We start from the raw sequence: 25,108 nt of genomic DNA on the forward strand, positions 1-25,108 counted from the left end.
CCAGACCGGTTTTGGCTGATCCGGAACCAGGGAATTAGAAATCCGAAACGACGATGGCAGCTCCTTTTGGAGAGAAGTGGAGGAGCTGGAAGGCGGGATTGATTCAGGCATAACTAAAAATTAAACCAAGGCAAGCGACTGGGCAGGGAACAAGTGCTAATCATCATTGGCCTCCAGGAGCACTGACTCGTTGGTTCGGTAAAGAATCAAAGAAAATCCAAGAAGAATCATAGAACACCAAACCAAATAAGACAGAGAAATATCTGGTATCGGATATTCGTTATTCATCGAATACCTGAAAAGCTCAACGGCATGAAGAATTGGATTCCATGTTACGAACGGCCTTGTATACTCAGGAAGCTCGAAAGTCGCGAAAAATATTCCAGAAGTAAAAATAATCAATCGCTGCAAAATTCGCTTAAGAATTCTCGTAATCCACTTATTAAATCTGCCAAGAAACACAAGACAAATCCCAAAACCAAGCGCCATGAATACCGTCAACAAGTAGACACTGATTGCCAGACCAGGACTATCGAGCTGAAAACTCCACGTAAAATACCAAACCAAACCAAGGATTGCCAACGATATGGTTGAAATAGCCCTGAAATCATTAACCAATAAGGCCAAGAGAATATCCAATGGCTGGATTCTTTTATAATAAAGAGGAGCCCTTAGCTTCAAGCCAGAAAGCGCCTTAATCGCCCCTTGCCTAAACAAAAAAGCAAGAGTAAATCCGGAAGCGATAAAAACAACAATATTGAAGTACATGTCCGTTGAACCACCCGCAGCATACCTATTAGTACCCCTCAAAAAAGCAAAACCTACGCGCATAACAATATAGAACAACATGATCTGCAACGGAGTCACAATGCTCTCCCAGGCACCAATCGAAGTTCCGGTCGATTTTCTATTATTCTCATAGGTGGCTATCGCCAAAACAATTGCAATCTGACGCCAAATTGAATTGAAAAGCTTTCGCAAAAAAATCATGACTTCAAGAGCCCCTCAACCGAAACCATCATCATCAAAACCATCATCAGTAGATTCCAAATTAAGAAGATTTTGACCCAGCTCAAGTTGATCATCTTCTGATTCTGACAGATCAAACGCTTCAAGATTTTGATCGGCCCACTGAATCGACTCTGAAAGTCCACCTGAAAACAGAATCTGACCCAAGGAGCCCAACACAAGGCCCTCGTTACAAAAATCGCGTCGAAAGCGGCTGTTGGTGGAAGTCGCTAAAAGAGTCTTGCCCTCAAGCTGCCTCAACAAGAGTGATCGAAGCGGCTTCGCAGGCCTAGACATTAAAAACCTTGTGCTAGAAAATAAATAGCAGTCAAATGAAAAAAGAACGGACAATGCTAGGAAGAAAAAGTCTTTTTGCTCTTTTGAAAGCTCTTTAATAATGACGCTGGGGTATATCTCCTTTTCTGACAGCAGGCCCCAGAACTCATCCAAACCAACGCGAGATTTTTCAAGACAGTCGCTATAGACAGTGGAGAGAAAGCTGAGAGCGTGAGAGATGCGTAACTTGCTGTCCAAGCCGCCTTCGCCGCCGACAGGCCAGCCAATTACCCCATCACACACTATTTCACCGAACACTGGAGGAACAAAGCCAGCAATAACAGAACTTAACTGGTATCGCAAAAATGAACTATTTGTAATCACAGCAATCCTTTTTGCTTGCAGCAGCTCCCAATCCCAAGGAGTCTCAAACGAAATTTGAGGGTTTGATTTATCGCAGCGAAGTGAAAGATTCCGGAACGTCAACACCGGCGTGGCTAAACCCGTCGCATCCACCACCACAACAGCCAAGAACGTCCCAAGGACGTGACGATACCACCGTGAAATGAAGCAGCTTCAGGAGTGGCTTGCAACCCAATCAAGAGCACCTTTCATCAGTCCGGTGCGACAACGCTTCTCCAAGCGATCCGCTACCAAATCCAGAGCGAGATACCCAGTGCGTCGCATCAGCGGCTGCGGCAAAAGTGCCGCTGCTCCACTCGGTGAGAGCTCAAGACTGAGATCAGCCTTCGCCATCAGGCATTCCGGCTTTGGACGGATCCATGCCTGGCACTGGAACTGAACCAGATCCTGCAACCGACCGAGTCCATGAATCGTGCAATGTTCAAACTCGATGGTGAGTCGATCACCATCCCAACTAGAGCGAAATATCACCTCCGGCTGCAGCTGGAAATTCAGCAGCTGATAGGGACGAGACGCATAGAGGAAACGGCCGTTCCGCAGCCGCTCCACTCTTTTGCGATTCAACAGTGCTTTCATCGGACGGCCAGGCTGCGAGAGGTATCCCTGCAGCTGCGCCAGGGATGCATCGGGCAACGGAAGAGCGATGCCATGGGAACGGTGAACCTGCACCGGACAACAAGGAAACGGTTGATGCGGAACGATGGCACGTCTGACGGAAGGTGATCACGGATGATCGATTCAACGCTCGATCGCGCCGAGGCCCCGATGACGCAGCCGTTCAGGATTGAAACCGACAGCCTGGGTGGCATTGAGGTGGCATCTGAGGCGCTCTGGGGGGCCCAGACCCAGCGGTCGCTTCAGAACTTCGCCATCAGCAATGAACGAATCCCCCTCGAAATCATCCAGGCACTGGCCTGGATCAAGCGCTCCTGCGCCACGGTGAACGGCCAGCATGAGCTTCTGAGCCTTCAACAGGTAGAGCTGATCTGCACGGCGGCCGATGCCATTGCCGCCGGCCAGCACAACGATCAGTTCCCACTTCGGGTCTGGCAGACCGGAAGTGGGACCCAGACGAACATGAACATCAACGAGGTCATCAGCAATCTGGCGTCCAAGGCGTCAGGCACCGCCCTCGGCAGTCACTGCCCGGTGCATCCCAATGACCACGTCAATCGATCGCAATCCACCAATGATGTGTTTCCCGCGGCCATCCATGTCGCCGCGGCCAAGCAGCTGAAAGATGGGCTGCTGCCAGCACTCGATGCCCTGGTGCATGCCTTCGATGCCAAAGCCCAGGCCTGGATGCCGATCGTCAAGATCGGCCGCACCCACCTGCAGGATGCGGTGCCCCTGCGCCTTGGCGATGAAGTCGCCGCATGGCGGGATCAACTCAAACAATCCCAGGGCTGGATTGAGGACTGCCTGGTCAGCCTTGGCGACCTCCCCCTTGGGGGCACAGCGGTTGGCACGGGGTTAAACACCCCCCCGGGCTTCCGCCATGCCGTCGCGGACGAGCTAAGCCGGGTCGCTGGCGTTGATCTCCGTCCTGCGGAAAATCTGTTCGCGGTCATGGCCGGCCATGACGCCCTCGTGCATGCGATGGGGCAGCTTCGCCTTCTATCCGTGGCCCTATTGCGCATCGCTAACGACATCCGTCTGCTCGGATGCGGCCCCAGGGCCGGTCTGGGCGAGCTGCAGCTCCCCGCCAATGAACCGGGCAGTTCGATCATGCCGGGAAAAATCAATCCCACCCAATGCGAGGCCATGGCGATGGTCTGCACCCAGGTGATCGGACTCGACGGCGCCGTAGCGGCCGCCGGCGCCGGTGGCCATCTGCAGATGAATGTCTACAAACCCTTGATCGGCTTCAACCTATTGCAGTCGATTCGGATGCTCAAGGACGCCATCACCAGCTTCCGCCAGAACCTGGTGGAGGGATTGGAGCCGGATCTGGAGCAGATTCAAAGGTTCGTCGATCGCTCCTTGATGCTGGTCACCGCTTTGACCCCCAGCATCGGTTATGAGAAGGCAAGCGCTATCGCTCAACATGCCCACCATCAAGGGCTGACGCTGAAACAGGCGGCCCTGGAGCTCGGTCACATCACGGAAGCGGACTTCGATCAACAGGTGGATCCCAGCGCCATGGCCGCTCCTGACGCCTGAGCTCAGGCCGCCCGCTCTGTTGCCGGGTTGAGAGCAGCGGAGGATGGCACCAGATCCTCAGCCTCGGCCACCGGGAAGCGATTGATGGCTTTCAGGGCCTGCCGGGCATGGCTGCGTAGCTGCTCGCTGATGGCCTCGCAATAGGGAACCTGGGCAAGCAGATCCACGGTGCGGCGCATGATGCGCACCACATCGCCCTCGTCTAACGACGTATTGGCAATCAAATCGCTCCAGGTTGTTCCCCTGGCCCAGGCATCCACCAAGCCCATCAACTCGGGTTCCCACCAAGCTGGCACCACCACTCCTGCGCGTTCCTGGGCCCTCAGCAGCTCGCGACGTAAGCCAGATAAATCCTGAAGGGCCTCCTCTGCCGCAGCAGGCGGCGGAAAGCCACTCCAAAGGTCAGGGCGATTGACCTCCGTGCTGATCGCCTCAAACACCGCCGCCAGGTCAGGGGGTGAGAGGTCATCGAGATGACCACTCATCAGAGCCAGCCCCAGCCACAGCTCGTTGTCGCCCCGCAACGCGGCAACGGTGCGGCCAATCTCCGTGGGATCCAGCTCGTCGAGACATCCAAACTGTTGAAGGATGTCCATCAAGGCCAGGAAGGTCTCCCAGTGACGGTTGGCCCGTTGATGCAGCACCCGCTGACGTTCAGCGATCTCGAGTTCCAGATCCTCCATGCGGCGGCGGTGCTTCTTGAGCTGCTTGCGATCCCCCCAGCGATGGGCCGGATGCTGCTCCTGCTCCTGTTCGAGATCTCGGACCAGCCGGGCTTGAGTCAACACTTCCCCGGCCAAGTCGTATTGCGGGGTGGTCATGTCGTGGCGCCGGGCCATATGGGCTACCGCCAAGGCCAAACCACCACTGGCCTGATCGCCATGACGCAACTCTCCCGAGCGGGTCAACTCTGGTAACGCCAGCCCATCCACCTGAAGACAACTGAGCTCTGCATGGATGCTCACCACGGCCTGACAGGGAAGCAGGATCCAGACGTTGTCATCGGTCAGACAGAGCAGCAGCGGAAACTGACCCGGACCCTTCACCTTCTCGACAATCACCGCTGGTGCGACGCGCCCTCGTAGCTGTGGCGACTTCAAGCTGACCAAGGTGCCGGTGCTGGCGAACTGAAGGGCCATCGTCAGCTCGTTGGCCAACGTTTCCTCAGCCTGTTGCTGGAGAATGCGAAGCAAGCGCCGCTCTTCACGGAGCCGCCCACGCATTTTCTCGTAGTCCTCGAAGTCTTCCCAGGGGATATCGCCAGCAACTCCCTCAAGCTGGCTGAGTTGCAGCCGCAGTTGCGAGAGATTGTCTTCGTCCTCCACGAGGTCGAGCCCCGCCAGGTAGCGGCCAAAACTGCGTTCCACCAGCTCCCTGGCCTTGGCCAGGTCATGGCGCTGCAGCAGGTTGAGAACCATCCCGTAGCTGGGGGTGAACTGGCTCACCAAAGGGTCGGCAGGACTCGTCGCGAGTTGTCCGGCCTCACGCACGCCCTCAAAGCGGCTCTGAACCGTCACGACGTAACCCTGGGAATCGAGACCACGCCGTCCGGCACGACCGGCCATCTGCAGAAACTCACTGCCCATCAGTGGGCGATGCCCGCGTTCGGTTCGCTTGGACATCGCAGCGATCACCGTGCTGCGGGCGGGCATGTTGATGCCTGCGGCCAAGGTCTCCGTCGCGAAGACCACTTTCACCAGCCCTTGCTGAAACAGCTCCTCAATCAACTCCTTCCAGGCGGGAAGAACACCGGCGTGGTGTGCCGCGATGCCCCGTAACAGGGCATCGGCATGGATTCCATCTCGGACAGCCTCAGAGTTGTCGTCGCTGTAGGCCGTCAAGCGAGCCTTGATCCGCGCCTGCTCCTCCTTGGTGACCAGACACTGCACACCAAGATCCCGAACCGCCTTGTCACATCCACGTCGACTGAAGATGAAATAGATCGCCGGGAGCATCTGCCGCTCGGCCATCTGGGCCACAACAAAACTGATTGGTGGTGGTTCCGGTTGAGGCGGTCTCTGGGAGCGTCCCTTGCGCTTTTGCCCCTTGGGCGCGCGCCAGACCTTGCAGTTGGGATGCAGTCCGGTTCCAGCATCATTCAGCAATGGGTGCAAACCCTTGGCGCTGCAGAAACTGAACTGAAGAGGAACCGGTCGGTGATCACTCATCACCAAGGTGGTCGGACCATGAACCTTGTCGATCCAGTCGGTCAGCTGGCCTGCATTCGCCACCGTGGCGGAAAGCGCCACGAGTTGCACCGGCGGGGGGCAGTGAATGATCGACTCCTCCCAGACCGTGCCGCGCTGGGAGTCATTCATGTAGTGGCACTCATCCAGCACCACAGCTTCCACATCAGCCAGGGGATCATCGTGCTCATCCGCCTCGGCGTAGAGCATGTTGCGGAAGATCTCCGTGGTCATCACCACGATGGATGCCTCGCGATTCATGCTGAGGTCACCGGTCATCAGCCCCACGTTCTCAACGCCGAACTGAGCACGGAAATCTCTCAATTTCTGATTGGACAGGGCCTTCAGTGGTGTGGTGTAAAAGACCTTCTGGCCGTGGGCCAGGGCGCGATGGATGGCGTATTCCCCGATCAGCGTCTTGCCAGATCCTGTGGGGGCACTCACCACAACCGAGTGCCCCTGATTGAGGGCATCCATGGCCTCAAGCTGGAAATCATCCAGCGGGAATGGAAAGATTTCGGAGGGATTCAGTGCTGCACTGCGATCGACATCGGGCTCTGATGAAGGCGTGGCCGGTGTCGATTGGTTCATCGAACAATCCTAAGGAGGCCTGCTGAGCCTTCCCTTCAACTAAGCGATAAGCCAGGCCAATGCCATCAATTAGATGTGCCGACATCCTTTGACGGAAGCGACCTAGACCGTGAAAATAATAGGGAGAATGCTTCGAGCCTTGGTGAGCCCACCGGGGCTTTTTTTGTGCCATGAAACCCAGCTTCAAAAGGGTGACAGAGGCACACCGCCGGTGCCATGACAGAGGGAATGAAAAGCACCCTGCTGTGACCACCACCCAGCTCACCAAGCCGCGGCCGGCTGAAGACACCCTGATTGATGCACTGCGGGGCTGCCGCGACGTCAAGGAGCTGAAGGCCCTCGAACAGCGCCTGGCCTCCAGCACCGATGCCCCACCGCTGTTCACCTGGATCTGTGATCTGCTCGTGGCACGACGCATCTCCCGCGGGCTCGCCGCCCGTCTGCTGTTCGAACTCCACGGTGGGGGCTTGACTTAAGACGACTGACGAAGCGAAGGAGTTGGCCGCCGCCTCCAGAGGGCGGCAAGAGCGCTGCCGATCAAACAGTGAATGACAGCGGAAATGGCACCCGGTAACGCCGTGAGGGGACTAGCGAACCCTCCACTTCGAGCGAGCACGACTGCCAATCCCGAGTTCTGCATCCCCACCTCAATGCTGATGGTGCGCTGGGCCTGCACGGTTTGGCCCATCAGCCGCGGAATCAGCCAACCCAGCAAAAACCCGCCGCCATGCAATAGGAGGCAAGCCAGGATCAACACGGGGCCCTGTTGACGCAGCACCGCTGTCTGACTGCCGACGATGCTGGAGACGATCATCACGATGGACATCACTGCCAGAGGGGGCATCACCGGCTCAATCCGCTGGGCCACACCGGGAAGACCACGCTTGAGCACGACCCCGACGGTGACGGGCAGCAGCACCACCTGAAGCACAGTCAAGAACAGAGCCCAACCATCCACCGGCACGTACTGACTGGCGAGAACCTGCGTGAGACGTGGAGTCAGCACAACAGCAGCCAGGGTGCTGATGGTTGTCATGACCACTGAAAGCGCCACATCACCGCGGCCGATCAGTGCCACCACATTGCTGGCGGTCCCCCCCGGGCAACAGCCGACAAGAATCAAACCCACTGCCAGAGGTGCGGGCAGGTGCAGGGCCGCCGCAATGGCTGCTGCGAGGGCCGGCATCACCAGGAACTGCGCCAGCACCCCGAGCAGCATGGCGCGCGGCCTGCGACCAACGCGCAGGAAGTCTGCCGGCGTCAGCCCCACACCCATGCCCAACATGATCACGCCCAGTCCAAGGGCAATCAGTGGCCCCCTGAACCAGACAAAGAGGGGTGGATGCACCAGGGCCAGAACAGCTCCCAGCAACGTCCAAAGCGGAAAAAGCAGAGTAAATCGCTCCCAGGTCATGACGATCAGAGGACTGCGGCCATCCTTGATCAGGGCGGGTTCCAAACTGTTGTGATGCGGGACCAGGCTTCTCCCATTCACCCGGCGCGCCGCCGTCGCCTGCGGAGCTGGGACTCCGGCCAGGAACCCTGGCAACTGCGAGATCCGTCTGGAACGCGCCAACTTCTCGATCTGGCCAGCAACGACTACCTCGGCCTCAGCCGGCATCCCACTGTCGTCGCGGCGGCGATGGAAGCCATGGCCTCCGATGGGGTCGGGGCCGGTGGCTCTCGACTCATCACCGGCACCCGACCACGTCATCTGGAGCTGGAGTCGGCTCTCGCTACTTGGTTGGATCGGAATCGGGTGCTGCTATTCCCCAGTGGATTTCAAGCCAATATCGCCGCCGTAACAGCCCTTAGTGAACGGCACACCACCGTGTTGGTGGACCGGCTGATTCACCACTCGCTGCTGGCAGGCATCCGCACGAGTGGGGCACGGCTGCAACGATTTGCCCACAACGATCTTCAGGATCTCGACCAGCGTCTGCAGCGGCTGAAGCACGCAACGACAACACCTCTGGTGGTGACCGAAAGCCTGTTCAGCATGGAAGGCACCAGTCCCGACCTGAAAGGCATGGCCGACCTGTGTGCCCACCACGGTGCACATCTGCTGGTCGACGAAGCCCATGGCCTAGGCGTGCTGGGTCCAGAAGGCCGCGGGCTTTGCCATGGACTCCGACAGCCAGTGGCTTTGGTCAGCGGCACCTTTGGGAAAGCTTTCGGCAGCGGAGGCGCCTTTCTCGCAGGGGATCACACCACGATGGAACGGCTGCTTCAGACCAGTGGCGCCTTCCGTTACACCACGGCCCTGGCGCCACCGCTGGTGGCTGGGGCCCAAGCCGCCCTGAACTTGATCCAGTCCAACCCGACCTGGGGATCCGAGCTGTGCCAACGCTCTGAATTTTGGAGAACAGCACTCATGAACCAGGGCTGGCCGCGCCCCCCAGGGAGCGGACCAGTTCTCCCCTTGCTGGTCGGTGGGGACCAAGACGCTCTCGACCTTCAGCAAGAGCTGGAGCAGGCCGGTCTGCTTTCGGTCGCGATCCGACCACCCACAGTGCCTGAGGGCACCTCCCGGTTGCGCCTGGTGCTGCGGCGGGACCTGCCGGAGGGCACATTGGAGCAACTGCTCGCAGCCCTCTGCGCTCGATGATGCAGATCCTGGCAATGCATGGTTGGGCAGGCCACGCCGGCGCTTGGTCCCACTGGCGAAAGCAATTCGAGCAAGGGGGGGCCACCTGGAACATCGCCGAACGGGGCTATGGCAGTGAGAAGCCCATTCCACCGGCATGGACCACCTTCCCAAAACGAAACGTCCCAAAACGAAACGGCGCGGAACGAACAGGCCCGGAACGAAACGTGCTGATCGCCCACTCCCTGGGGCTCCATCTGCTGCCAGCATCCGTCCTGGAGAATGCATCGGCAGTGGTGCTGCTTGGCAGCTTCACCAGATTTGTGCCGGATGGGCGAGCAGGGCGCTCTATCGGGGCCGCTCTACAGGGAATGCAGGCAGCCCTGGGCACTGACCAGGAACTGCCGATGCTGGAACGCTTCCTCGACAAAGCAGCTTCACCTCATGCCCTCAGCGCCCTGCCCCCCAACCCCCTGCTGCAGGGCCTGACGACCCTGGGGCGCCAGCGTCTCCAGCAGGATCTGGACCTGCTGGCGCACTGCCGGACTCTGCCGACGGGGTGGCCAGACACCGTTCCTGTTCTGGTGGTGCAGGGCGAACGGGATGCAGTCGTGCCTGCAGAGTCAGCGCAACAGCTCATCGATGCGCTGGAGCATCAACCGCTGAGCCTCCATCGCGACCCGACTTGGGGTCACGCGCTGATCACGCCAAGGGTCTTCTTGGTGGTACAGCGATGGCTGGAGGGCCTGTGATTCGCTCCGACCAAGTTCTGGAGCGATTCAGTCGCGCAGCACCGACCTACGCAACCGATGCCCTGCTGCAACGGGCAATGGCCTGGCGTCTCGCACAACTCAGCCGACGCTGCGCGATCCCGCGCGGCCTTTGGGCTGATCTAGGCAGCGGTACCGGTCATCTCGCCGCGGCCCTGGAGGCCTCTCACCCCGGGCAGGAGGTGATGCGCATCGATGGGAGTGCCGCCATGCTGAGAAGCCATCCCAGAGGGGTGCAGATCCTGCGGCATGACCTGAGCAGCGGACTGCCGGACTTGCCAGTGCCACCTCAACTGCTGGCCTCCAGCTTTGTTCTTCATTGGTTGCCGGATCCGGCGCAGCAACTTCGCACCTGGGTGGATGCACTAGCGGACCAAGGCTGGCTGGCCCTAGCGGTGCCGATTGATGGCAGTTTTCCGCAATGGCAGCAGGCCGCCCAAAAGGCCAGTCAGAACTGCACCGCCTTGACCATGCCAGTGCGGGATCAACTGATGGCGGCCCTCCCCGATGGCGTGGTGCAACTGGAACAGTGCCTGAGCTTCACCCAGCACGCCGCCAATCCGCTGAAGCTGCTGCGGCCCATGAGCAACGTTGGCGCTTCGGTAACCAACGCTGGTCAACTGTCCCCAGGTCAGTGGAAGGCCGTCTTCCGGGCTTGGCCCCAATCCGATCAGTCGCCACGGTTCGCCCTGACCTGGAAGATGTTGATCCTGATGGTGAAGCGATGAGCAGCAGCTTCAGTCGACTGGTGGTTTGCGGAACGGACACGGACGTGGGCAAAACCGTGGTGAGTGCATGGCTGGTGCAGGGACTTGAAGCCAGCTACTGGAAACCGGTACAGAGCGGTCTTGAAGGCGGTGGTGACCGGGAACGGGTGCGCCAGCTCTTGGACCTCCCTCCGGAACGAATGCTGCCCGAGGCCTATGCCTTCCAAGAGCCGGTCTCCCCCCACTGGGCCGCCGAACTGGACGCAACTGTTCTCGACCCGGCCCAACTCCAGATTCCTAACCATCGGGGGGCCCTGGTGGTGGAGACAGCTGGAGGTCTGATGGTCCCCCTCACCCGCAGCTGGCTCCAGATCGATCAACTGGTGCAGTGGCAGTTGCCGATCGTGCTGGTCGCCCGGAGTGGGCTTGGAACCCTTAATCACACCCTGCTCAGCCTGGAAGCATTGCGAAAACGCAATCTCAAGGTGCTGGGACTGATCCTGAACGGCCCTCTGCATCAGGACAACCCCGGCACCCTCGAACAGTTCGGTGATGTTCCGGTGCTAGCGCAACTCCCACCGCAAGCCTCACTCTCAGCAACAGTTCTGGAGCGGCTTTGGCATGAGCAGGATCTCAGCACTAAATTTCATCAGGTGCTGAACCAAACTTCCCTGTGACTTCACGTCAAACCCTGGCGTCTCTGGCTGTTTCAGCACTGTGCGTGGGCATTCTGGTGCTGTTCACCGATATCGAAGTGCAGCTCGTGCGCTGGGTGAACTGCAGCGCCATCGCCACAGAGGCAGAAAAGAACAGTGACGTTTGCCGTTGAGGGATCAGCCCAGGGATTTTGAACCCGTGGGGCAGGTACCTAACCGCATCGCTGCATGGCGTACTGCGATCCGCAGGGGCCAGCCCTGACGGAGTTCCGCCTGAATGACCTCCAGCTGGGAAGACGACCAGCCCCGCAGCTCAAGATCACTGCGGATCGATTGCCAGTCGCCCTCCGGAAGGACAAGGCGTCGCGTCATAGGGCGACGCACTGCAGACCCCTCAGGCCTGCTTGGGACGGCAAAACGCTTGGACTGACGACGGGTGCGAGTGGCAGCCATCCAGGGCATCAGTAACAGCTCCAGATCCAATATGGCAAAAGCTGCAGTTGCTGCCATGGGGCAAACACGACATCCAAATCTTTGGCCCCCCTTCACGCAGATGGCTAAAGCAGCCAGCTCTCAACGGGTGGTCTCTGGGGACGGTGCCCTGCTGATCCGCGAGGAAGGAGAGCCCCTGATCGATGCCATCAGCAGCTGGTGGGTCACCCTGCATGGCCATGCCCATCCGGTGTTGGCCAAAGCGATCGCCGATCAGGCCGCCTGCCTCGAGCAGGTAATCTTTGCCGACTTCACCCACGAGCCCGCGGAGCAACTAGCGGTGCGACTGAGCGGAATCTGCGGTCTGCAACGCCTGTTTTTTTCCGACAACGGGTCAACCGCGGTGGAAGTGGCCCTCAAGATCGCTTGCCAGTGGTGGGCCAACCGAGGACAACCTCGCCATCAGATCGTCGCCTTCGACGGGGCATACCACGGAGACACCTTCGGAGCGATGGCCGTTGGTGAACGCAACCTGTTCAGCGCGCCCTTCGAAGACAAGCTCTTTCCCGTCGCCCGTGTTCCCTGGCCAGCCACCTGGTGGGACGACGACGACGTGGAGGCCAAGGAATCGGCGGCGCTGGAGGTGCTCGAACGCGTGCTGGAGACGCCGACAGCGGCAGTGATTCTCGAGCCTCTGCTTCAGGGAGCCGGCGGAATGGCCATGGTGCGGCCTGAATTTCTGCGGCAGGTGGAAGCACGAACCCGCCAGGCAGGATCGCTGCTGATTGCCGACGAAGTGCTGACCGGCTTCGGACGCTGTGGCGACTGGTTCGCCAGCCGGCGGGCGGGCATCCGGCCAGATCTGATGGCCCTTTCCAAAGGGTTGACGGGTGGATGCCTGCCGATGGGCGTCACCATGGCCAGTGAAGAGGTGTTCGAAGCCTTCGTCGGTGAAGACCCCTGCTTGACCCTCTGGCACGGCCACAGCTTCACCGCCAATCCACTGGGATGCGCCGCGGCCAACGCCAGCCTCGACCTGCTGGAGCGCAACCCCGCTGCATTTCAACAGTTCGAAGAACGGCATCGACCGCACCTAGAGCAGCTGGCACGGCATCCGCGGGTGCAGCGCCCTCGATTGACGGGGACTGTCGCCGGCTTCGATCTTGTCGTGGATGGGACCTCCGGCTACCTCAACCCGGCGGGTCCGAAATTGAAGCGACTGGCCATGGAAAACGGAGTCTTCCTGAGACCCCTGGGCCAGGTGGTCTATCTGCTGCCACCGCTCTGCATCAGTGATGCCCAGCTGGAACGGTGCTACGCGGTGATCGCGATGGCCCTTGATCAGCTCTGAGCTCTTTTGGCCTCAAGGACCCGCCTGAATCGCCGCTTCGACATCGGCTCGGGAGAGGCCGTAAGGCAGAGAACACTGCACCATCGCTTCCAGCGAACCGGGGTGCCAAATCACTTTGAGATCTTCCCGCTCAAGCAGCAGCAGGGCCCTCCATTCAGAACGCTCAAGCATCCACTGGCAGGGGTTGTCATCCATGCGAATCGCACCCATCTGCTGAAGCCAGGCCTCAAGCGCCCGGAGAGAGTGCTGATTCAGCGGGGTGCTCTCCGGGGGCAGGGCGGCCATCAGTCAGCGAACGCACGGTTGTTCTTTGAGTCTGCTCATCCGCCAACCAGCTGGGTGACACCTGCCAGTCGCGCCCCTGCGCAAGAGCTACCCCCAACCCCAGCACCAGGCTGAGCAACAGCGCAATGCTCAACAACAACAAGGAAAACCATTCACCGCCAGACAGAGGTCGACGTTGACCGATGCCCTGCCAGGCATCGGGACGGGGTTGGTTCTCCAGAGGCGGTGCCGTTGGCACTGCTGATGAGTCCAGGTTGAGGGTTGATTGACTCTGGCGCAGCAACGCGTCGTAGGACTCCTTGAGCTGCTGGAACGCAATGCTGGCCTGATCTGGCGGAAGTTGCGTCGTGTCGGGATGCAGGGCCTTGGATTGACGTCGAAAGGCCTGACGCAGGGTTTCAGCGTCGACCCCTGGGCGCACGCCAAGCCGTTCGTGATGGCTGAGGCGGGCTTCGGACACAGGGGACGGCCGGTCCTTCATCCTAAGAAGAGTTGTTGCTCCAGCCATGGCCGCCACCGCGCCTGAACCGGCGTACTGGGACGCACTGGGATGGCTGCCATCGCAAGCGCAGCGCGACCAGCTGGTCGCCCTTCAGGGCCAGCTACAGAGCTGGAATCAAAAGGTCAACCTCACGCGCCTGGTTGATGGTGATGATTTCTGGGTGGGTCAGGTCTTTGACAGCCTCTGGCCGCTAACGGGAGAACTGCAATCACCGGAACAGCCGTTGCACTGGATTGATGTGGGCACCGGGGGTGGATTCCCCGGGCTGGCCATCGCCATTGCCCTGCCCAAGGCACGGGTGACCCTTCTGGATTCAGTTGGGCGCAAGACAGCCGCCGTTGAAGCCATGGCCAACACCCTGGGGCTGGCTGATCGAGTGCGCGTCCGCACCGAGCGGATCGAGACCACCGGTCGCGACGGCGCGTTCCGCGGCAGTTTCGATCGAGCCGTGGCCCGGGCCGTGGCGGCAGCCCCTGTGGTGGCCGAATACCTCGTGCCCCTGCTGAACACGGACGGGCAGGCCTTGCTCTATCGCGGCCAGTGGAATGACACCGATGCCGTGCCGTTCAACAAGACCCTGCGCCTGCTTCAGGCCCGTCTGGTGGAGGTTCAGCACCGGCAGCTCCCCAACGATCGCGGCACACGCCATCTGTTGCGGGTGCAACCGAACGGACCCTGCCCCCGCAGCTACCCGAGGGCCGTGGGAACGCCGAGCCGTGAACCCCTTGGGACGTAAGTCGACCGTTCAGACGCTCGACAGTCGCATCTGGGATGCCCCTTTGAGCCGGTCCTTGAGGCTGAGCAGGATGTCGGGGATGCGCTCACGCCACGGACTCGCCTGCAGAACGGTTTGTAACTCCTGCGCACTGACCTCCCCATCAAAGGCATCGGCGTTGGCACCGGCGAACCAGTGCCCTCCCGAGCCCAGCAGCCGATAACGGGCCTTGGCATAACTCTCGAGATCCCAGGCTTCAAGCAGGTTGTACAGCCAAAGCAACACCGGCAAATTGATGTCCCCCGGCGTCGCATGCCAAGGCGGCAGCCCGACGAACCAGGTGGTCATCCAGTCACGACCCAGCGCGTCATCGGCCGCACGCCGCAGCCGCTGGTCCACCGGGGCAATCAAAGCCGTCGCATCCGGCAGCAATTCCAGCGCCTCCAGGTGAAGGTCAAGATCCTCTGGCCGTGCGGCTCCGACACTGATGGTGTGCACCCGCGGATCCTGCAAACAGAACAGATCGTTGAACACGATGGGATGCAGTGGAGCACACAGCTCCAATAGCCGTTGGGACGGCGTGTGCAGATGGCCGCCTTTGTCCGTGGGACTGATGATGAACACCCCCATGTCCTGACGGCGGGCAGCATCCAGGGCTGGACCGTTGTCCTGACGGATGTAATACCAATGCAGGTTCACATAGTCGAAGGCACCTGAGGCGCAGGCATCAGCGATCAACGCCGTGGGTCCATGGGTTGAAAAGCCCACATAGCCGATCCGTCCATCCGCCTGCCAGCGGCGCACCACCTCCATGCATCCCCCAGGCTGAAGGGTCTGGTCGAGATGCTCCGGCAAGTTGATGCCATGGATGGCCAGCAGATCCAGGCGATCACAACCCAGCCGCTCAAAGCTGAGCTCCAGTTCCGCTTCAAACGCGGCGGGATCTGGCCGGGGTGGCACTTTGCTCTGAAGCAGACGTGAAGGGTCGGGCGTAAGCGGCAGGGCCCAACCAAGCTGACGCTCGGAACTGCCGTAGTGCCGCGCCGTTTCAACGTGATGAAAGCCCAGATCCACCGCTCGCTTCAGGGTCGTTTCGACCTGGGTCTGGGAGGCGGGAGTGATTTCGTCTGGGGGAAGGTCGGTCCAGCTCTGCTGAAACCGCATTCCACCCAGAGACAACAGGGGAATCTCGAGCTCCGTGCGGCCGAATCGACGGGTGGGCAGCGCCATCAACCCTGAGGACGAGGTTGAAGATTCTGGCGAATCAGGTTCTGCTTCAGCGTTTCAAGCGACTCGAAGGCAACCCAGTGAATGCAATCAACGGGACAGGTATCGATGGCCTCCTGGATGCATTCGGTGGAGTCACCGTCCTGACGGATCGCTCTGGAGCGTCCTAGATGCGGCTCAACAACAAAAGTGTTGGAAGCCACGTGGGCGCAATAGCGACAGCCAATGCAGACGGCCTCGTCAACCCAGACGGCCTGGTCTCGCATATCTCCGCCGAGCAAGGGCTCACGCCCTGTTGGTTGCTCCTGCGGCCGAGCGGGGGCTGAAAAGGCGTAAGAAGAAGGATCAGCCAGGTTTCAAGCGTCCCAGCGGGTCACCACGAGTTCAATCGAACCATCCTGTGCCTGGATCTGTTCTGCGACCTGAAAACCTTCTTTTGAGGTGGCTGCCAAAACAGAGTTCAAGGCGTAGCGCTGGGTGAGCTTGGAAAGGAAGCGTTCCACAGGAATCTGTTGCTTCCAAAGATCTAGATCGGTCACCAGCTCGTAGGACTCAGATGCGCTGTTCCAGCGGAAGCCGATGTCGCCTCCCTCTTGCACTGCGATAGCCAGATCGGCCGTGACGGTCTGACCGCGATAACCACGCACGGAGCGTTCCCCCTGATCAGGGGCATAGCCCATATCTTCGAGGGCTTTGACCAGAGGCTCGAGCTGACGCAGTTCGGTCTTTACGGTGCTGAAATGCGACATCAGTTCGTATGAGCGGGAAGAATCTGGGACTGGACTTCAGGCTGCAGAAACGCTTCGGATGTGGACTCCTGACGTTCAACCGTTCCAAGTGCAGCTTCAACTTCTTCAGTGAGCTGCTGGCACGCCTCACCAGCAACCCCCTCGACCCGCTCTTCCACACGACCGTCGGGCCGAATGGTGAAACGAATGGTCTTCTGGGGCATCGAAGCGGCGTGATTTGCGCAGCAATCTAGTGGGGGTCACCGCTGATTGTTGCCTTCTTCGTTACACAGCCCTGTTACAGGATGAATCCGTCGTTGATCAACGTCTGCAGACGTTCCAGCACCAGCGGATCCTCCAGTTGTTCGAGAGCGGTTCTGGCCTCATCACGCACGGAAATCTCACCGTCGTGGAGCAGGGCACTGACCAGAGCTTCAACAATCTCGGCTTGCCGCGGTTGCACCAGCTGATCGATCAAACGACCCAAGGCCCAAATGCAGTTGCTGCGCACCACCGCTTCGCTGTCGATGCGCAGGCTTACAAGCAGTTGCCCCGCAGCGGGGTCTGCCTTTACCGGTGAACGGCTGCCGGCCTCAGCTAACGAGCCTGGACACCACAGGCGAACAGCAGCGACATCCGTCTGCAAGGCACGGATGAGCGGATTGAGCACCGGCGCATCCGGAAAATTGCCCAGACTCCAAGCCGCGGCCTTACGGACGTAGGCATTGGCATCCATCTGCAGCAGCTGCAGCAGCGGTTCAACGGCCGGAGGCGATGGATTACGACCCAAGGCGTAGACCGCACTCATCCGTTCCACTGGACAGGAGTTCTGCAGCAGAGGCAGCAGCAAGGCGATCGCCCTGGGGTCGCGGTATTCGCAAAACACTTGCAAACCCTGCAAACGTTCTCCGTGTTTGCCCCGCAACCAGATCAGAGCCTGGTCACAGGCCCTGGCAATCTCCAGGGAGGAGTCCTGATCGGTGTTGTCGAGCTGGATCGCATCAAGCGGATCCACGTCCTCTTCGGCCGCCAGCTCGCGCGCCAGAAGTTCAGGATCCACGGAAAGGTTGGAGAGCCCCTGGTCCTTCTGTTGGCTGCGATCGTCAGTCATGGATCGATGCTACGGGAGGCATTCCAGGGCTCAACCCATCGGAGCTGGAGCCAGCATGTCACCGGGGAGCCAGATCCGCGCACTCACGGCCACCAACGCCAGAACGAACAGAAGAACAATCAGAGCCGGCAGAAGGGTGGAACGAAAAAACGACACCGGAACACTGCAACCAAGGCGCCATTCTGCTCAAGACGGCACGGCATCGACACGCCGCCGCAGTTGCCAGATCGAGAGGATCAGAACCGACAGACCAATCCAGCCAGTCCACTGCTGGTGCAACAGAAACCCACCCGTCCCGAGCAAGCCGCCGAACAGCACACCGCAAGCGAGAACGAAGCGACGCAACATCGCAGGTAGGGACTCCATGGGCATGACGCCAAAGCGCTGGCGAAGACGTGCCCAACCAGGTCCCGGAGGGCGAACCGTCCGCACAAACTGCTCCAAGACAGCATCCGATTCCGGAGGTGTGGTCAGCATCACAGCCAACCAGACCATCGCTGAGAGGCCGGTGATCACCGCAATGCGAACCCCGTAATCCTCAATCCGAACCAGGGGAACCACAGACGTGAACACACCCACAAAAAAGCCGCAAAGCATGGCCGACAGCTCAGCCGCTGCGTTGACCCGCCACCAGAACCAGCGCAGCACCAGGACCACACCCGGGCCTGAACCGATGGCGATCACCAGGCGGAACACCGCACCGATGCTGTCGCTGATCAGGGCTGTAATCACGCCCAGAACAAGCAGCAGAACAGTGGTGAGTTGCCCGATCAGCAACAGCTCCCGCGGAGTGGCGGAAGGACGAACAAACCGCTGATACAGGTCGTGGGTGAGGTAGCTGGCACCCCAATTCACCGATGTGCTCACGGTGCTCATAAACGCTGCCACCAGCGAGATCACCACCAGGCCGAGCGCCACGGGGGGCAACAGTTGCACCGCAAGGGCTGGATAGCCCAGCTCCAGATCAGCGCCGGCCGGCAACAGAACCAGAGCCGCCAGAGCAACGACGATCCAGAGCCAGCTGCGCACGAGGTAATTCACCACAAGGAACACCCACCCCGCCAACCGTGCCTGCTGCTCATCACGGGTGGCCAGCATCCGCTGGATGAACTCACCCCCCCCATCGCTGCGGCGGAAACTCCACCACTGCACAGCGATATAGGCCGTAAACATCGGGATGCTGATGCCACTGCCCTGCAACCAACTGAAGCCAGACTCATCCCAGGTCCAAGGCACCAGAGACAGCAGCTCAGGCCTCTGCAAGGCCTGCAGTTGCTCCAGAAGAGCCGTCATTCCGCCTGCTGCATGCAGGGCAGCCACGGCCACGGCCAGGGCACCCGCCAACGCCAGCACAAGCTGGACCAGATCGGTGACCACAACAGCCCAAAGGCCACCGGCAACGGTGTAGCTCATCACGAGCAGGGCCACGACCATCAACAACCAGACCGTGTCTGTGAGCCCCAGGGCAGCAGGTTGACCGGACACCAGGCCCAGGGCTTCCACCACCTTGCGAAGCGCGAGGAAGGCATAACCGATGCCGATGCAGTTGACCGGCACGGCCAGTAGGAAGGCCTTGATGCCTCGCAGCCATGCCGCCGCCGGACCGCCATAACGCAACTCGGTGAAAGCGGCATCGGTCAGCACGCCACTACGCCGCCAGAGGGGCGCAAACACAACAGCCATCGCCACATGGGCCAAACCAAAACTCCACCACTCCCAGTTCCCCGCCAAGCCGCGTGCGCCCACGAGGCCAGCGACGTACAGCGGCGTGTCGATGGAGAAGGTGGTGGCGGCCATCGATGCACCAGCGAGCCAACCGTTGAGACGACGGCCGGCCACGAAATAATCCTCTTCGCCGCTGTTGCGGCGCGAGAGCCACAACCCCAGCATCAGGGTGAGGGCGAGGTAGGCACCGAGAAGCAGCCAGTCGATTGCTGTCATTCGAAGACCCTGTTCAGCAGCAGTCTGCTGATGAACACGCCATCAGCCCACCGTTCATCCCAACATTCAGCTCTCTGCGGAGCTCGAGGTCATCTGCTGACGCCGTAGCTGGCCGCAGGCCGCATTCTGGTCAAGCCCGCGGCTGGCCCTAAGGCTGACGGCGACACCACGTCGTTCAAGAACACGACGAAACGCCTCGATCCGCTGCGGCGTCGGCCGCTTGAACTCCTCCTCCTCAATCGGGTTGTAGGCGATGAGGTTCACATGGCTCTGGAAGCCACCAACGCGATCCGCTAGCTCTGCAGCGTGGTGGGGCTGGTCGTTGAGTTCACCGAGAAGGATGTATTCGAAACTCACCCGGCGACCGGTCACATCCAGATAGTGACGGCAATCATCAAGAAGAGCTTCATAGGGATAGGCATGGGCCGTGGGGATGAGCTCCTCGCGCAGCCTCTGGTTGGGCGCATGGAGACTCACAGCAAGGGTGAATTGGGCTCGCCCCAACCTCTGCATGGCCAGTTCCGCAAGTTGCGGCAAGGTCTTCGGAACACCAACCGTGCTGACGGTGATGCGCCGTTGGCCGATGCCGAGATCATCATTAAGGCAGCGAATCGACTCCAGAACAGCCTCACTGTTCAGAAGAGGCTCACCCATACCCATAAAGACGATGTGGGAAGGACGTCGTTCCATCGCCTCACGCACACTCAGCACCTGATCCACGATTTCGTGGGTCCGGAGCGAACGCTGCAGCCCCCCTTTTCCAGTGGCACAGAAGCGGCAGGCCATGGGACACCCCACCTGGCTGGAGACACAGACCGTGAGCCGCTGGTCGGTGGGAATGCCCACGGTTTCGATGGTCTCGCCGTCTTCTGTGGAAAGCAGCAGCTTGGTGGTGGCATCGGTTGCCACTGAACGATGCACTTCCTTCAGGCGACCGACATCAATGCCGTCCTCGAGCAGCGCGGCACGCCAGGTCTTGGGAAAGACCGTGATGTCTGCCAAGGAACGGGCACCCTTGGCATAAATCCAATCGTGGAGCTGACGGCCGCGGAACGGTTTCTGCCCCTGAGCAACCGCCCAGTCCTGCAGCTCGGCCGCACTGCGACCCAGCAGAGCCTGGCTCACCAGATCAGCAAACCATGGCCCAGCTTGATCTCCACCGCCATCAGGGCGATGAAGCCAAGCATGGCCAAGCGTCCGTTCAGCCGCTCGGTATGGGTGTGGAACCCATACCGGGGCAGGCGTCTCGTGGGGATCTGAGTGGGCTCAAGCATGGAAGGGTCTGCGACGGTGAACAATTGAGCGGAGCTCATTCGTCAGAGAGCAGGCCTTCCTCCTGAAGACCTTCAACGGCTTCAGCATCAACCACCTGCTCTTCCTTCAGCTCATTGTCGGCGTCCGGACGGGTGAACGCGGCGAAATTGCTCGCCGAGGGGTCGATGTTGTGGCGGGTGCGGGTGGCCTCAAGGTCGGCATCGCTGGGGTCATCCAGAACAGCAGTGGCACTCGCCGCAGGAGGCATATCAACGGTGTAGTCGGGACGCAGGTTCTGCATGCGGCGGTAACCAGCGGGGTCCTCCGACAGGATGTCGGGGTGGGGACCAGCCTCTTTCTGCAGCTCCTCTTCGAAACCACTGAAGCCTGTACCGGCAGGGATCAAGCGACCGATGATCACGTTCTCCTTGAGACCGCGCAGCCAGTCGCTCTTGCCTTCGATGGCGGCTTCCGTCAGCACCCGTGTCGTCTCCTGGAAGGAGGCGGCGGAGATGAAGCTGTCGGTGTTGAGCGACGCCTTAGTGATACCCAGCAGAACCGGCGTGAATTCGGCGGGAGCACCGCCCGTGATCGCCATTGCCTGGTTGGTGTCCTCCACCTGACGCAGTTCGATCAATTCACCCGGCAACAGAGTGGTATCACCTGCATCCTCCACCCGCACCTTGCTGGTCATCTGACGCACAATCACTTCGATGTGCTTGTCGTCGATCGACACGCCCTGAGACTTATAAACGTTCTGAACCTCAGTCACCAGGCGGTGCTGCAGGTTGGCGATCGCTTCCTGGGCGGCCTCCATCAGAGGCTTGCGGCTGCGCAGATCCTCGAAGTAGCACTCGAGAAGCTCATGCGGGTTGATCGGGCCATCCGTCAGCAGTTCAGCAGCCGTGACCTGCTGTCCATCGCTCACCATGATGTTGCGGCCGAGCAGGATCGGATATTCAGCGATGGCGTCATCGGATTCGATCACATTGACGACGAGGGAATCGTCGTCTTCACCCTGCTTGATCTCAACGGTTCCGGGTTTCTTGCAAAGAATCGCGGATTCGCGGGGGCGACGGGCCTCTAGCAATTCTTCGATTCGGGGCAGACCCTGAACGATGTCACCCGTCTTCTGCCGCTCAAACACCAGCAGGGCCAGACCATCACCCCGTTGCACCAGGTCGCCATCGCGCACGTGCAGGACGGAGTCCGGCGACACCATGTAGGGGCGTCCCAGACGCAGAGTGACGCTGTTACCGGAAACAGCCTCGATCTCACCGCAGCAGCTGGCAGTTTCCCCATCAGCGAGGGGGTCGCCGTCGACAATCCGCTGGCCGACGCTCACCACCGGCTTGCCGGAGGTGCTGAGGGTGGTGGTGTCTTCGGGGCGCTCGACGATCATCCGACGCACCGGGTCGGCTTCCGTCGCTTCTGGCAACTGCGCCAGACCAGCCTGTTTGCAAAGGATTTGAGTGGTGGCAACAACATCGCCAGCCTTGACGGAGATACCGTCCTCAACCTGCAGCTCGGTGTGGGTCGAACCGTGGCTGGAGTCAGACATGGTGTCGCGACGCACAAGGATCGACTCCAAGATCACGAGTCGCAGACGGGAAATGGTCTTGGCACGCTTGTCGGGAGCCTTCTCCACATCCACCGTCATCTGAGGGGTGGTGTCGAAGGTCTCCAGAAGCAGCTGCGTCTTCAGCAGCTCCACACCCTCGACTGACTTGACCAGCTCGTTGTCCTTGAAGGCCAGACGCTGGGTGGCCTTGATTCCGAGGTGAGGGCCATTGGCCTGCTTCACATGAGACAGCTCAGGCAGCTGGGCCTCATTGGGGATGGTGTATTCCTCAACCGGACGCAGCAGCAGGCCTTTTCCTTCAGGGGTCTCGACCGTCTGCACATACTTCATGGCATCAACGGACAGCCCTTTGGCGACGTCTTCGCCGGGGTTGACCATCTGGCCATCGCCCTCGAAACGCTCCAACGCCTTGGCATCTGTGCAGAGGTGGAACTCACCACTGCGGACGATGATTTCGCGCAGGATGTCGTTCTTCTGGGTAACAGTGACGATGCCGGCGGTCTGACTAAAGATGTCTTTGACAACCTCGGTGCCGGCCTCGATCCACTGACCGTCGGTGATCATCAACAGGGAGATGTCCTTGTTGATCTCGTGGGTTTCCTGGGGGATCCACAGCAGGGTGCCGCCCTTGTTGACTTCGTAGCCGTTCTTGGCGGAACGGGCCTTCTTGATCGCCAGACCGGGTGCGAACTTCACCAGGCCACCGGTGCCGGTGCGGAAGCGATCATCCGCCAGTTCGGCAATGACCTCACCGGAACCGATCTTGCTACCGGGGATGGTGTTGAGGCGATATCGGGTGCCGTCCTTGGCCTCGAGGTTCCAGATCTCACCGGAGTGGGTGGACTCCTCAAGCAGCTTGAAGTCCTTGAGAGTCATCGCCGTGGTGACGATCTGCACCTCGCGGGAATCACCGATGGAATCGCGCAGGCGAACTTCACCGCCGTACTCACTGCGCTGGCTTGCCTCAGCCAGTACCTGACCCTCGGCGACTTGGGTCTCACCACCAACGACGGGCTGTGCGTTGGGCGGCAAGTTATAAACATCGCCCGAAAGCACCCACATCCGGCCGAGGCGCTGAGCCTTCAGGGTGATGTTGCCCTGGCGGTCGGTGACTTCGCGGGGCTGAATCGCCTCTTCGTAGCGGACCTGGCCGGCCAGATCGCAGATCACATCCTTGGTGGCCTTCTCAACACTCTTCTTGACCGCACCAGCAGCGATCTGAGCCACCGTCACGTCGGCATCAATGTCGGCACCGTTATCGACGAACAGCAGGGAGCCGTTGGTGATCTCGATCTTCTGCGTCTTTCCTTTCCCGGAAGGCTTGATCGTGAGATTGAAGTCAACCTCAGCCTGTTGGGCGTTCACACCATGGGGCGTGCGGTAGGGGCGCACCCGCGCCTTGCTGCCGAACTCAACGGTGCCCGCAACTTTCGAGCGGACCACACCGGTTTCAGCCGTGGACACACCACCGGTGTGGAAGGTCCGCATGGTGAGCTGGGTTCCAGGCTCACCGATCGACTGGGCAGCGATGATGCCGACGGCTTCACCCAGATCGACCAGTTCGTTGTGGGCCAGTGCCCAGCCGTAACACTTGCGGCAGACAGAACGGTTGGCTTCGCAGGTGAGCGGCGAGCGCACACTCACCGCGTTCACCCCAGCTGCCTCAAAGGCTTTGGACAGAGGCGGATCGATTTCGGTGTCGCGCTCAGCAAGCACCTCGCCATCCGCGTTCACCACCTGGGCAGCCGTCAGGCGACCCACAAGCCGGCTGCGGAACTTGCCACCCTCGGCCTCCACCACGATGTGACGGGTGGTTCCGCAGTCGTCCTCACGGACGATCACATCCTGGGCAACGTCCACCAATCGACGGGTGAGGTAGCCGGAGTCAGCGGTACGCAGCGCTGTATCCACCAGACCCTTACGGGCACCGTAAGAGGAGATGACGTATTCGGTAACCGTCAGACCCTCACGGAAGTTGGTGCGGATCGGAAGGTCAATAATTTCGCCCTGCGGGTTGGCCATAAGACCGCGCATGCCCACCAGCTGACGCACCTGGGACATGTTTCCCCGCGCGCCGGAGTTGGCCATCATCCACACCGAGTTGAGCGGTGCGTTCTCGTCAAAGTTCTTTTTGACGGCATCGACCAGACGCTCGTTGGTCTCGGTCCAGGTGTCGATCACCTTGGTGTGACGCTCAACCTCGGTGATTTCACCCAAGCGGTAACGCTCTTCGGTGGCCGTGATCTGTTCCTCGGCCTGGCCCAGCAGATCCTTCTTCGCCTCGGGCACCTTCAGGTCGTCGACGGAGATCGAGACGGCAGCTTGGGTGGCGTACTTAAAGCCAAGATCCTTGAGGTTGTCGGCCATGGACGAGGTCACGGCCGTGCCGTGGTTCTTGTAGGACCAGGCAACGAGCTGTTTAAGGGCCCGCTTGTCGATGACCTGGTTGCGGAACGGGGGCGGGGTCTTCGAGAGCGGACGGGATGCGCTCACAGGAGCCTCTTTGGCGGCCTTGGAGGCTTTGGAGGCTTTGCTGGATTTGGACTTGCGGGATTTCGAGGACGAGGTCATGGCTGCGCGCAGATCAGGAAAGGGAGGAAAGGGCGTCTGTTT

Annotated in this window: 27 protein-coding genes; 9 read left to right on the plus strand and 18 right to left on the minus strand. The window is 60.2% G+C overall.

All coding sequences use genetic code 11. The features are described 5' to 3' along the window. Positions 1 to 156: 156 nt before the first annotated feature. The 3 genes from FZX13_RS11345 to FZX13_RS11355 are packed head-to-tail and all read right to left on the minus strand — an operon-like array spanning position 157 to position 2,376. Positions 157 to 990 (minus strand): ABC transporter permease, encoded by an 834-nt coding sequence (locus tag FZX13_RS11345; protein ID WP_226409656.1) that lies wholly within the window; start codon positions 988 to 990, stop codon positions 157 to 159. A 15-nt stretch (positions 991 to 1,005) separates the two neighbouring features. Further along, positions 1,006 to 1,815 (minus strand): hypothetical protein, encoded by an 810-nt coding sequence (locus FZX13_RS11350; protein WP_226409657.1) that lies wholly within the window; start codon positions 1,813 to 1,815, stop codon positions 1,006 to 1,008. A 45-nt stretch (positions 1,816 to 1,860) separates the two neighbouring features. Beyond that, on the minus strand, positions 1,861 to 2,376 hold the full coding sequence (locus FZX13_RS11355; RefSeq protein WP_226409658.1) for a DUF1997 domain-containing protein: 516 nt from the start codon (positions 2,374 to 2,376) through the stop codon (positions 1,861 to 1,863). 60 nt (positions 2,377 to 2,436) lie between these two features. Between FZX13_RS11355 and FZX13_RS11360 the strand changes: the two genes are divergently transcribed. After that, positions 2,437 to 3,870 (plus strand): class II fumarate hydratase, encoded by a 1,434-nt coding sequence (locus tag FZX13_RS11360; protein ID WP_226409659.1) that lies wholly within the window; start codon positions 2,437 to 2,439, stop codon positions 3,868 to 3,870. Between the two features lie 2 nt (positions 3,871 to 3,872). On the opposite strand, the gene FZX13_RS11365 is transcribed toward FZX13_RS11360, so the two are convergent. Continuing rightward, positions 3,873 to 6,533, minus strand: a complete 2,661-nt coding sequence (locus FZX13_RS11365) for a DEAD/DEAH box helicase (RefSeq protein WP_370630819.1) — start codon at positions 6,531 to 6,533, stop codon at positions 3,873 to 3,875. A gap of 359 nt (positions 6,534 to 6,892) precedes the next feature. Here FZX13_RS11365 and FZX13_RS11370 point away from each other — a divergent pair, with 359 nt between their 5' ends. After that, positions 6,893 to 7,123 carry a hypothetical protein gene (locus FZX13_RS11370; protein ID WP_115022205.1) on the plus strand — a complete coding sequence of 77 codons (231 nt, stop codon included), beginning with the start codon at positions 6,893 to 6,895 and terminating at the stop codon, positions 7,121 to 7,123. On the opposite strand, the gene FZX13_RS11375 is transcribed toward FZX13_RS11370, so the two are convergent. Continuing rightward, the gene (locus FZX13_RS11375) at positions 7,120 to 8,061 is read right to left on the minus strand and encodes a bile acid:sodium symporter family protein (RefSeq protein ID WP_115022603.1); all 942 of its coding nucleotides are present in this window, start codon (positions 8,059 to 8,061) and stop codon (positions 7,120 to 7,122) included. The genes FZX13_RS11370 and FZX13_RS11375 overlap by 4 nt on opposite strands. Before the next feature lie 54 nt (positions 8,062 to 8,115). Here FZX13_RS11375 and FZX13_RS11380 point away from each other — a divergent pair, with 54 nt between their 5' ends. Genes FZX13_RS11380 through FZX13_RS11400 form a run of 5 tightly spaced genes read left to right on the plus strand, consistent with a single transcriptional unit; the run spans position 8,116 to position 11,540 of the window. Then, positions 8,116 to 9,255 carry an 8-amino-7-oxononanoate synthase gene (locus FZX13_RS11380; protein WP_226409661.1) on the plus strand — a complete coding sequence of 380 codons (1,140 nt, stop codon included), beginning with the start codon at positions 8,116 to 8,118 and terminating at the stop codon, positions 9,253 to 9,255. Next, on the plus strand, positions 9,252 to 9,986 hold the full coding sequence (locus tag FZX13_RS11385; protein WP_226409662.1) for an alpha/beta fold hydrolase: 735 nt from the start codon (positions 9,252 to 9,254) through the stop codon (positions 9,984 to 9,986). Before FZX13_RS11380 ends, FZX13_RS11385 begins: the two co-directional genes overlap by 4 nt. Continuing rightward, positions 9,920 to 10,732, plus strand: a complete 813-nt coding sequence (locus FZX13_RS11390; RefSeq protein ID WP_226409663.1) for a methyltransferase domain-containing protein — start codon at positions 9,920 to 9,922, stop codon at positions 10,730 to 10,732. Before FZX13_RS11385 ends, FZX13_RS11390 begins: the two co-directional genes overlap by 67 nt. Next, complete coding sequence (gene bioD / locus FZX13_RS11395; protein WP_226409664.1) at positions 10,729 to 11,388, plus strand: dethiobiotin synthase; 660 nt, start codon at positions 10,729 to 10,731, stop codon at positions 11,386 to 11,388. The genes FZX13_RS11390 and bioD overlap by 4 nt, the downstream gene beginning before the upstream one ends. Then, on the plus strand, positions 11,385 to 11,540 hold the full coding sequence (locus tag FZX13_RS11400; protein WP_226409665.1) for a hypothetical protein: 156 nt from the start codon (positions 11,385 to 11,387) through the stop codon (positions 11,538 to 11,540). Before bioD ends, FZX13_RS11400 begins: the two co-directional genes overlap by 4 nt. A 4-nt stretch (positions 11,541 to 11,544) precedes the next feature. Here FZX13_RS11400 and FZX13_RS11405 read toward each other — a convergent pair whose 3' ends face one another. After that, the gene (locus FZX13_RS11405) at positions 11,545 to 11,877 is read right to left on the minus strand and encodes a hypothetical protein (protein WP_226409666.1); all 333 of its coding nucleotides are present in this window, start codon (positions 11,875 to 11,877) and stop codon (positions 11,545 to 11,547) included. Here FZX13_RS11405 and bioA point away from each other — a divergent pair. Then, the gene (bioA, locus tag FZX13_RS11410; protein WP_226409667.1) at positions 11,852 to 13,150 is read left to right on the plus strand and encodes an adenosylmethionine--8-amino-7-oxononanoate transaminase; all 1,299 of its coding nucleotides are present in this window, start codon (positions 11,852 to 11,854) and stop codon (positions 13,148 to 13,150) included. The two genes, FZX13_RS11405 and bioA, sit on opposite strands and share 26 nt — an antisense overlap. A 12-nt stretch (positions 13,151 to 13,162) precedes the next feature. Here the strand turns inward: bioA and FZX13_RS11415 are convergent, their stop codons facing one another. Then, a complete protein-coding gene (locus tag FZX13_RS11415) occupies positions 13,163 to 13,435 on the minus strand; it encodes a DUF3143 domain-containing protein (RefSeq protein WP_226409668.1) in 273 nt (90 codons plus the stop codon). Continuing rightward, entirely contained in the window at positions 13,377 to 13,916 is a 540-nt protein-coding gene (locus tag FZX13_RS11420) for a J domain-containing protein (RefSeq protein WP_115022215.1), read from the minus strand. The genes FZX13_RS11415 and FZX13_RS11420 overlap by 59 nt, the downstream gene beginning before the upstream one ends. A gap of 25 nt (positions 13,917 to 13,941) precedes the next feature. Between FZX13_RS11420 and rsmG the strand changes: the two genes are divergently transcribed. After that, the gene (rsmG, locus tag FZX13_RS11425; protein WP_226409669.1) at positions 13,942 to 14,673 is read left to right on the plus strand and encodes a 16S rRNA (guanine(527)-N(7))-methyltransferase RsmG; all 732 of its coding nucleotides are present in this window, start codon (positions 13,942 to 13,944) and stop codon (positions 14,671 to 14,673) included. A gap of 9 nt (positions 14,674 to 14,682) precedes the next feature. Here the strand turns inward: rsmG and FZX13_RS11430 are convergent, their stop codons facing one another. The 10 genes from FZX13_RS11430 to FZX13_RS11470 form a co-directional block, all read right to left on the minus strand. Further along, positions 14,683 to 15,882, minus strand: a complete 1,200-nt coding sequence (locus FZX13_RS11430) for an aldo/keto reductase (RefSeq protein WP_226409670.1) — start codon at positions 15,880 to 15,882, stop codon at positions 14,683 to 14,685. Continuing rightward, entirely contained in the window at positions 15,882 to 16,232 is a 351-nt protein-coding gene (locus tag FZX13_RS11435) for a ferredoxin (RefSeq protein ID WP_226409687.1), read from the minus strand. Before FZX13_RS11435 ends, FZX13_RS11430 begins: the two co-directional genes overlap by 1 nt. 3 nt (positions 16,233 to 16,235) lie before the next feature. Next, the gene (locus FZX13_RS11440; RefSeq protein WP_226409671.1) at positions 16,236 to 16,628 is read right to left on the minus strand and encodes a DUF1257 domain-containing protein; all 393 of its coding nucleotides are present in this window, start codon (positions 16,626 to 16,628) and stop codon (positions 16,236 to 16,238) included. Then, on the minus strand, positions 16,628 to 16,831 hold the full coding sequence (locus FZX13_RS11445; RefSeq protein WP_115022223.1) for a DUF2997 domain-containing protein: 204 nt from the start codon (positions 16,829 to 16,831) through the stop codon (positions 16,628 to 16,630). Before FZX13_RS11445 ends, FZX13_RS11440 begins: the two co-directional genes overlap by 1 nt. 74 nt (positions 16,832 to 16,905) lie before the next feature. Beyond that, positions 16,906 to 17,718 carry a HEAT repeat domain-containing protein gene (locus FZX13_RS11450; RefSeq protein WP_115022225.1) on the minus strand — a complete coding sequence of 271 codons (813 nt, stop codon included), beginning with the start codon at positions 17,716 to 17,718 and terminating at the stop codon, positions 16,906 to 16,908. 30 nt (positions 17,719 to 17,748) lie between these two features. Then, the gene (locus tag FZX13_RS12925; protein WP_255453122.1) at positions 17,749 to 17,874 is read right to left on the minus strand and encodes a hypothetical protein; all 126 of its coding nucleotides are present in this window, start codon (positions 17,872 to 17,874) and stop codon (positions 17,749 to 17,751) included. A gap of 30 nt (positions 17,875 to 17,904) precedes the next feature. Then, positions 17,905 to 19,659 carry a sodium:solute symporter family protein gene (locus tag FZX13_RS11455; RefSeq protein WP_226409672.1) on the minus strand — a complete coding sequence of 585 codons (1,755 nt, stop codon included), beginning with the start codon at positions 19,657 to 19,659 and terminating at the stop codon, positions 17,905 to 17,907. Positions 19,660 to 19,725: 66 nt separating this feature from the next. Continuing rightward, complete coding sequence (gene rlmN, locus FZX13_RS11460) at positions 19,726 to 20,784, minus strand: 23S rRNA (adenine(2503)-C(2))-methyltransferase RlmN (protein ID WP_166017977.1); 1,059 nt, start codon at positions 20,782 to 20,784, stop codon at positions 19,726 to 19,728. Further along, a complete protein-coding gene (locus FZX13_RS11465) occupies positions 20,781 to 20,933 on the minus strand; it encodes a high light inducible protein (RefSeq protein WP_226409673.1) in 153 nt (50 codons plus the stop codon). Before FZX13_RS11465 ends, rlmN begins: the two co-directional genes overlap by 4 nt. Positions 20,934 to 20,968: 35 nt before the next feature. Continuing rightward, positions 20,969 to 25,066 (minus strand): DNA-directed RNA polymerase subunit beta', encoded by a 4,098-nt coding sequence (locus FZX13_RS11470; protein ID WP_226409674.1) that lies wholly within the window; start codon positions 25,064 to 25,066, stop codon positions 20,969 to 20,971. Positions 25,067 to 25,108: the final 42 nt, after the last annotated feature.

The sequence above is a fragment of the Synechococcus sp. MU1625 genome (assembly GCF_020514205.1).
Classification (GTDB): Bacteria; Cyanobacteriota; Cyanobacteriia; order PCC-6307; family Cyanobiaceae; genus Parasynechococcus.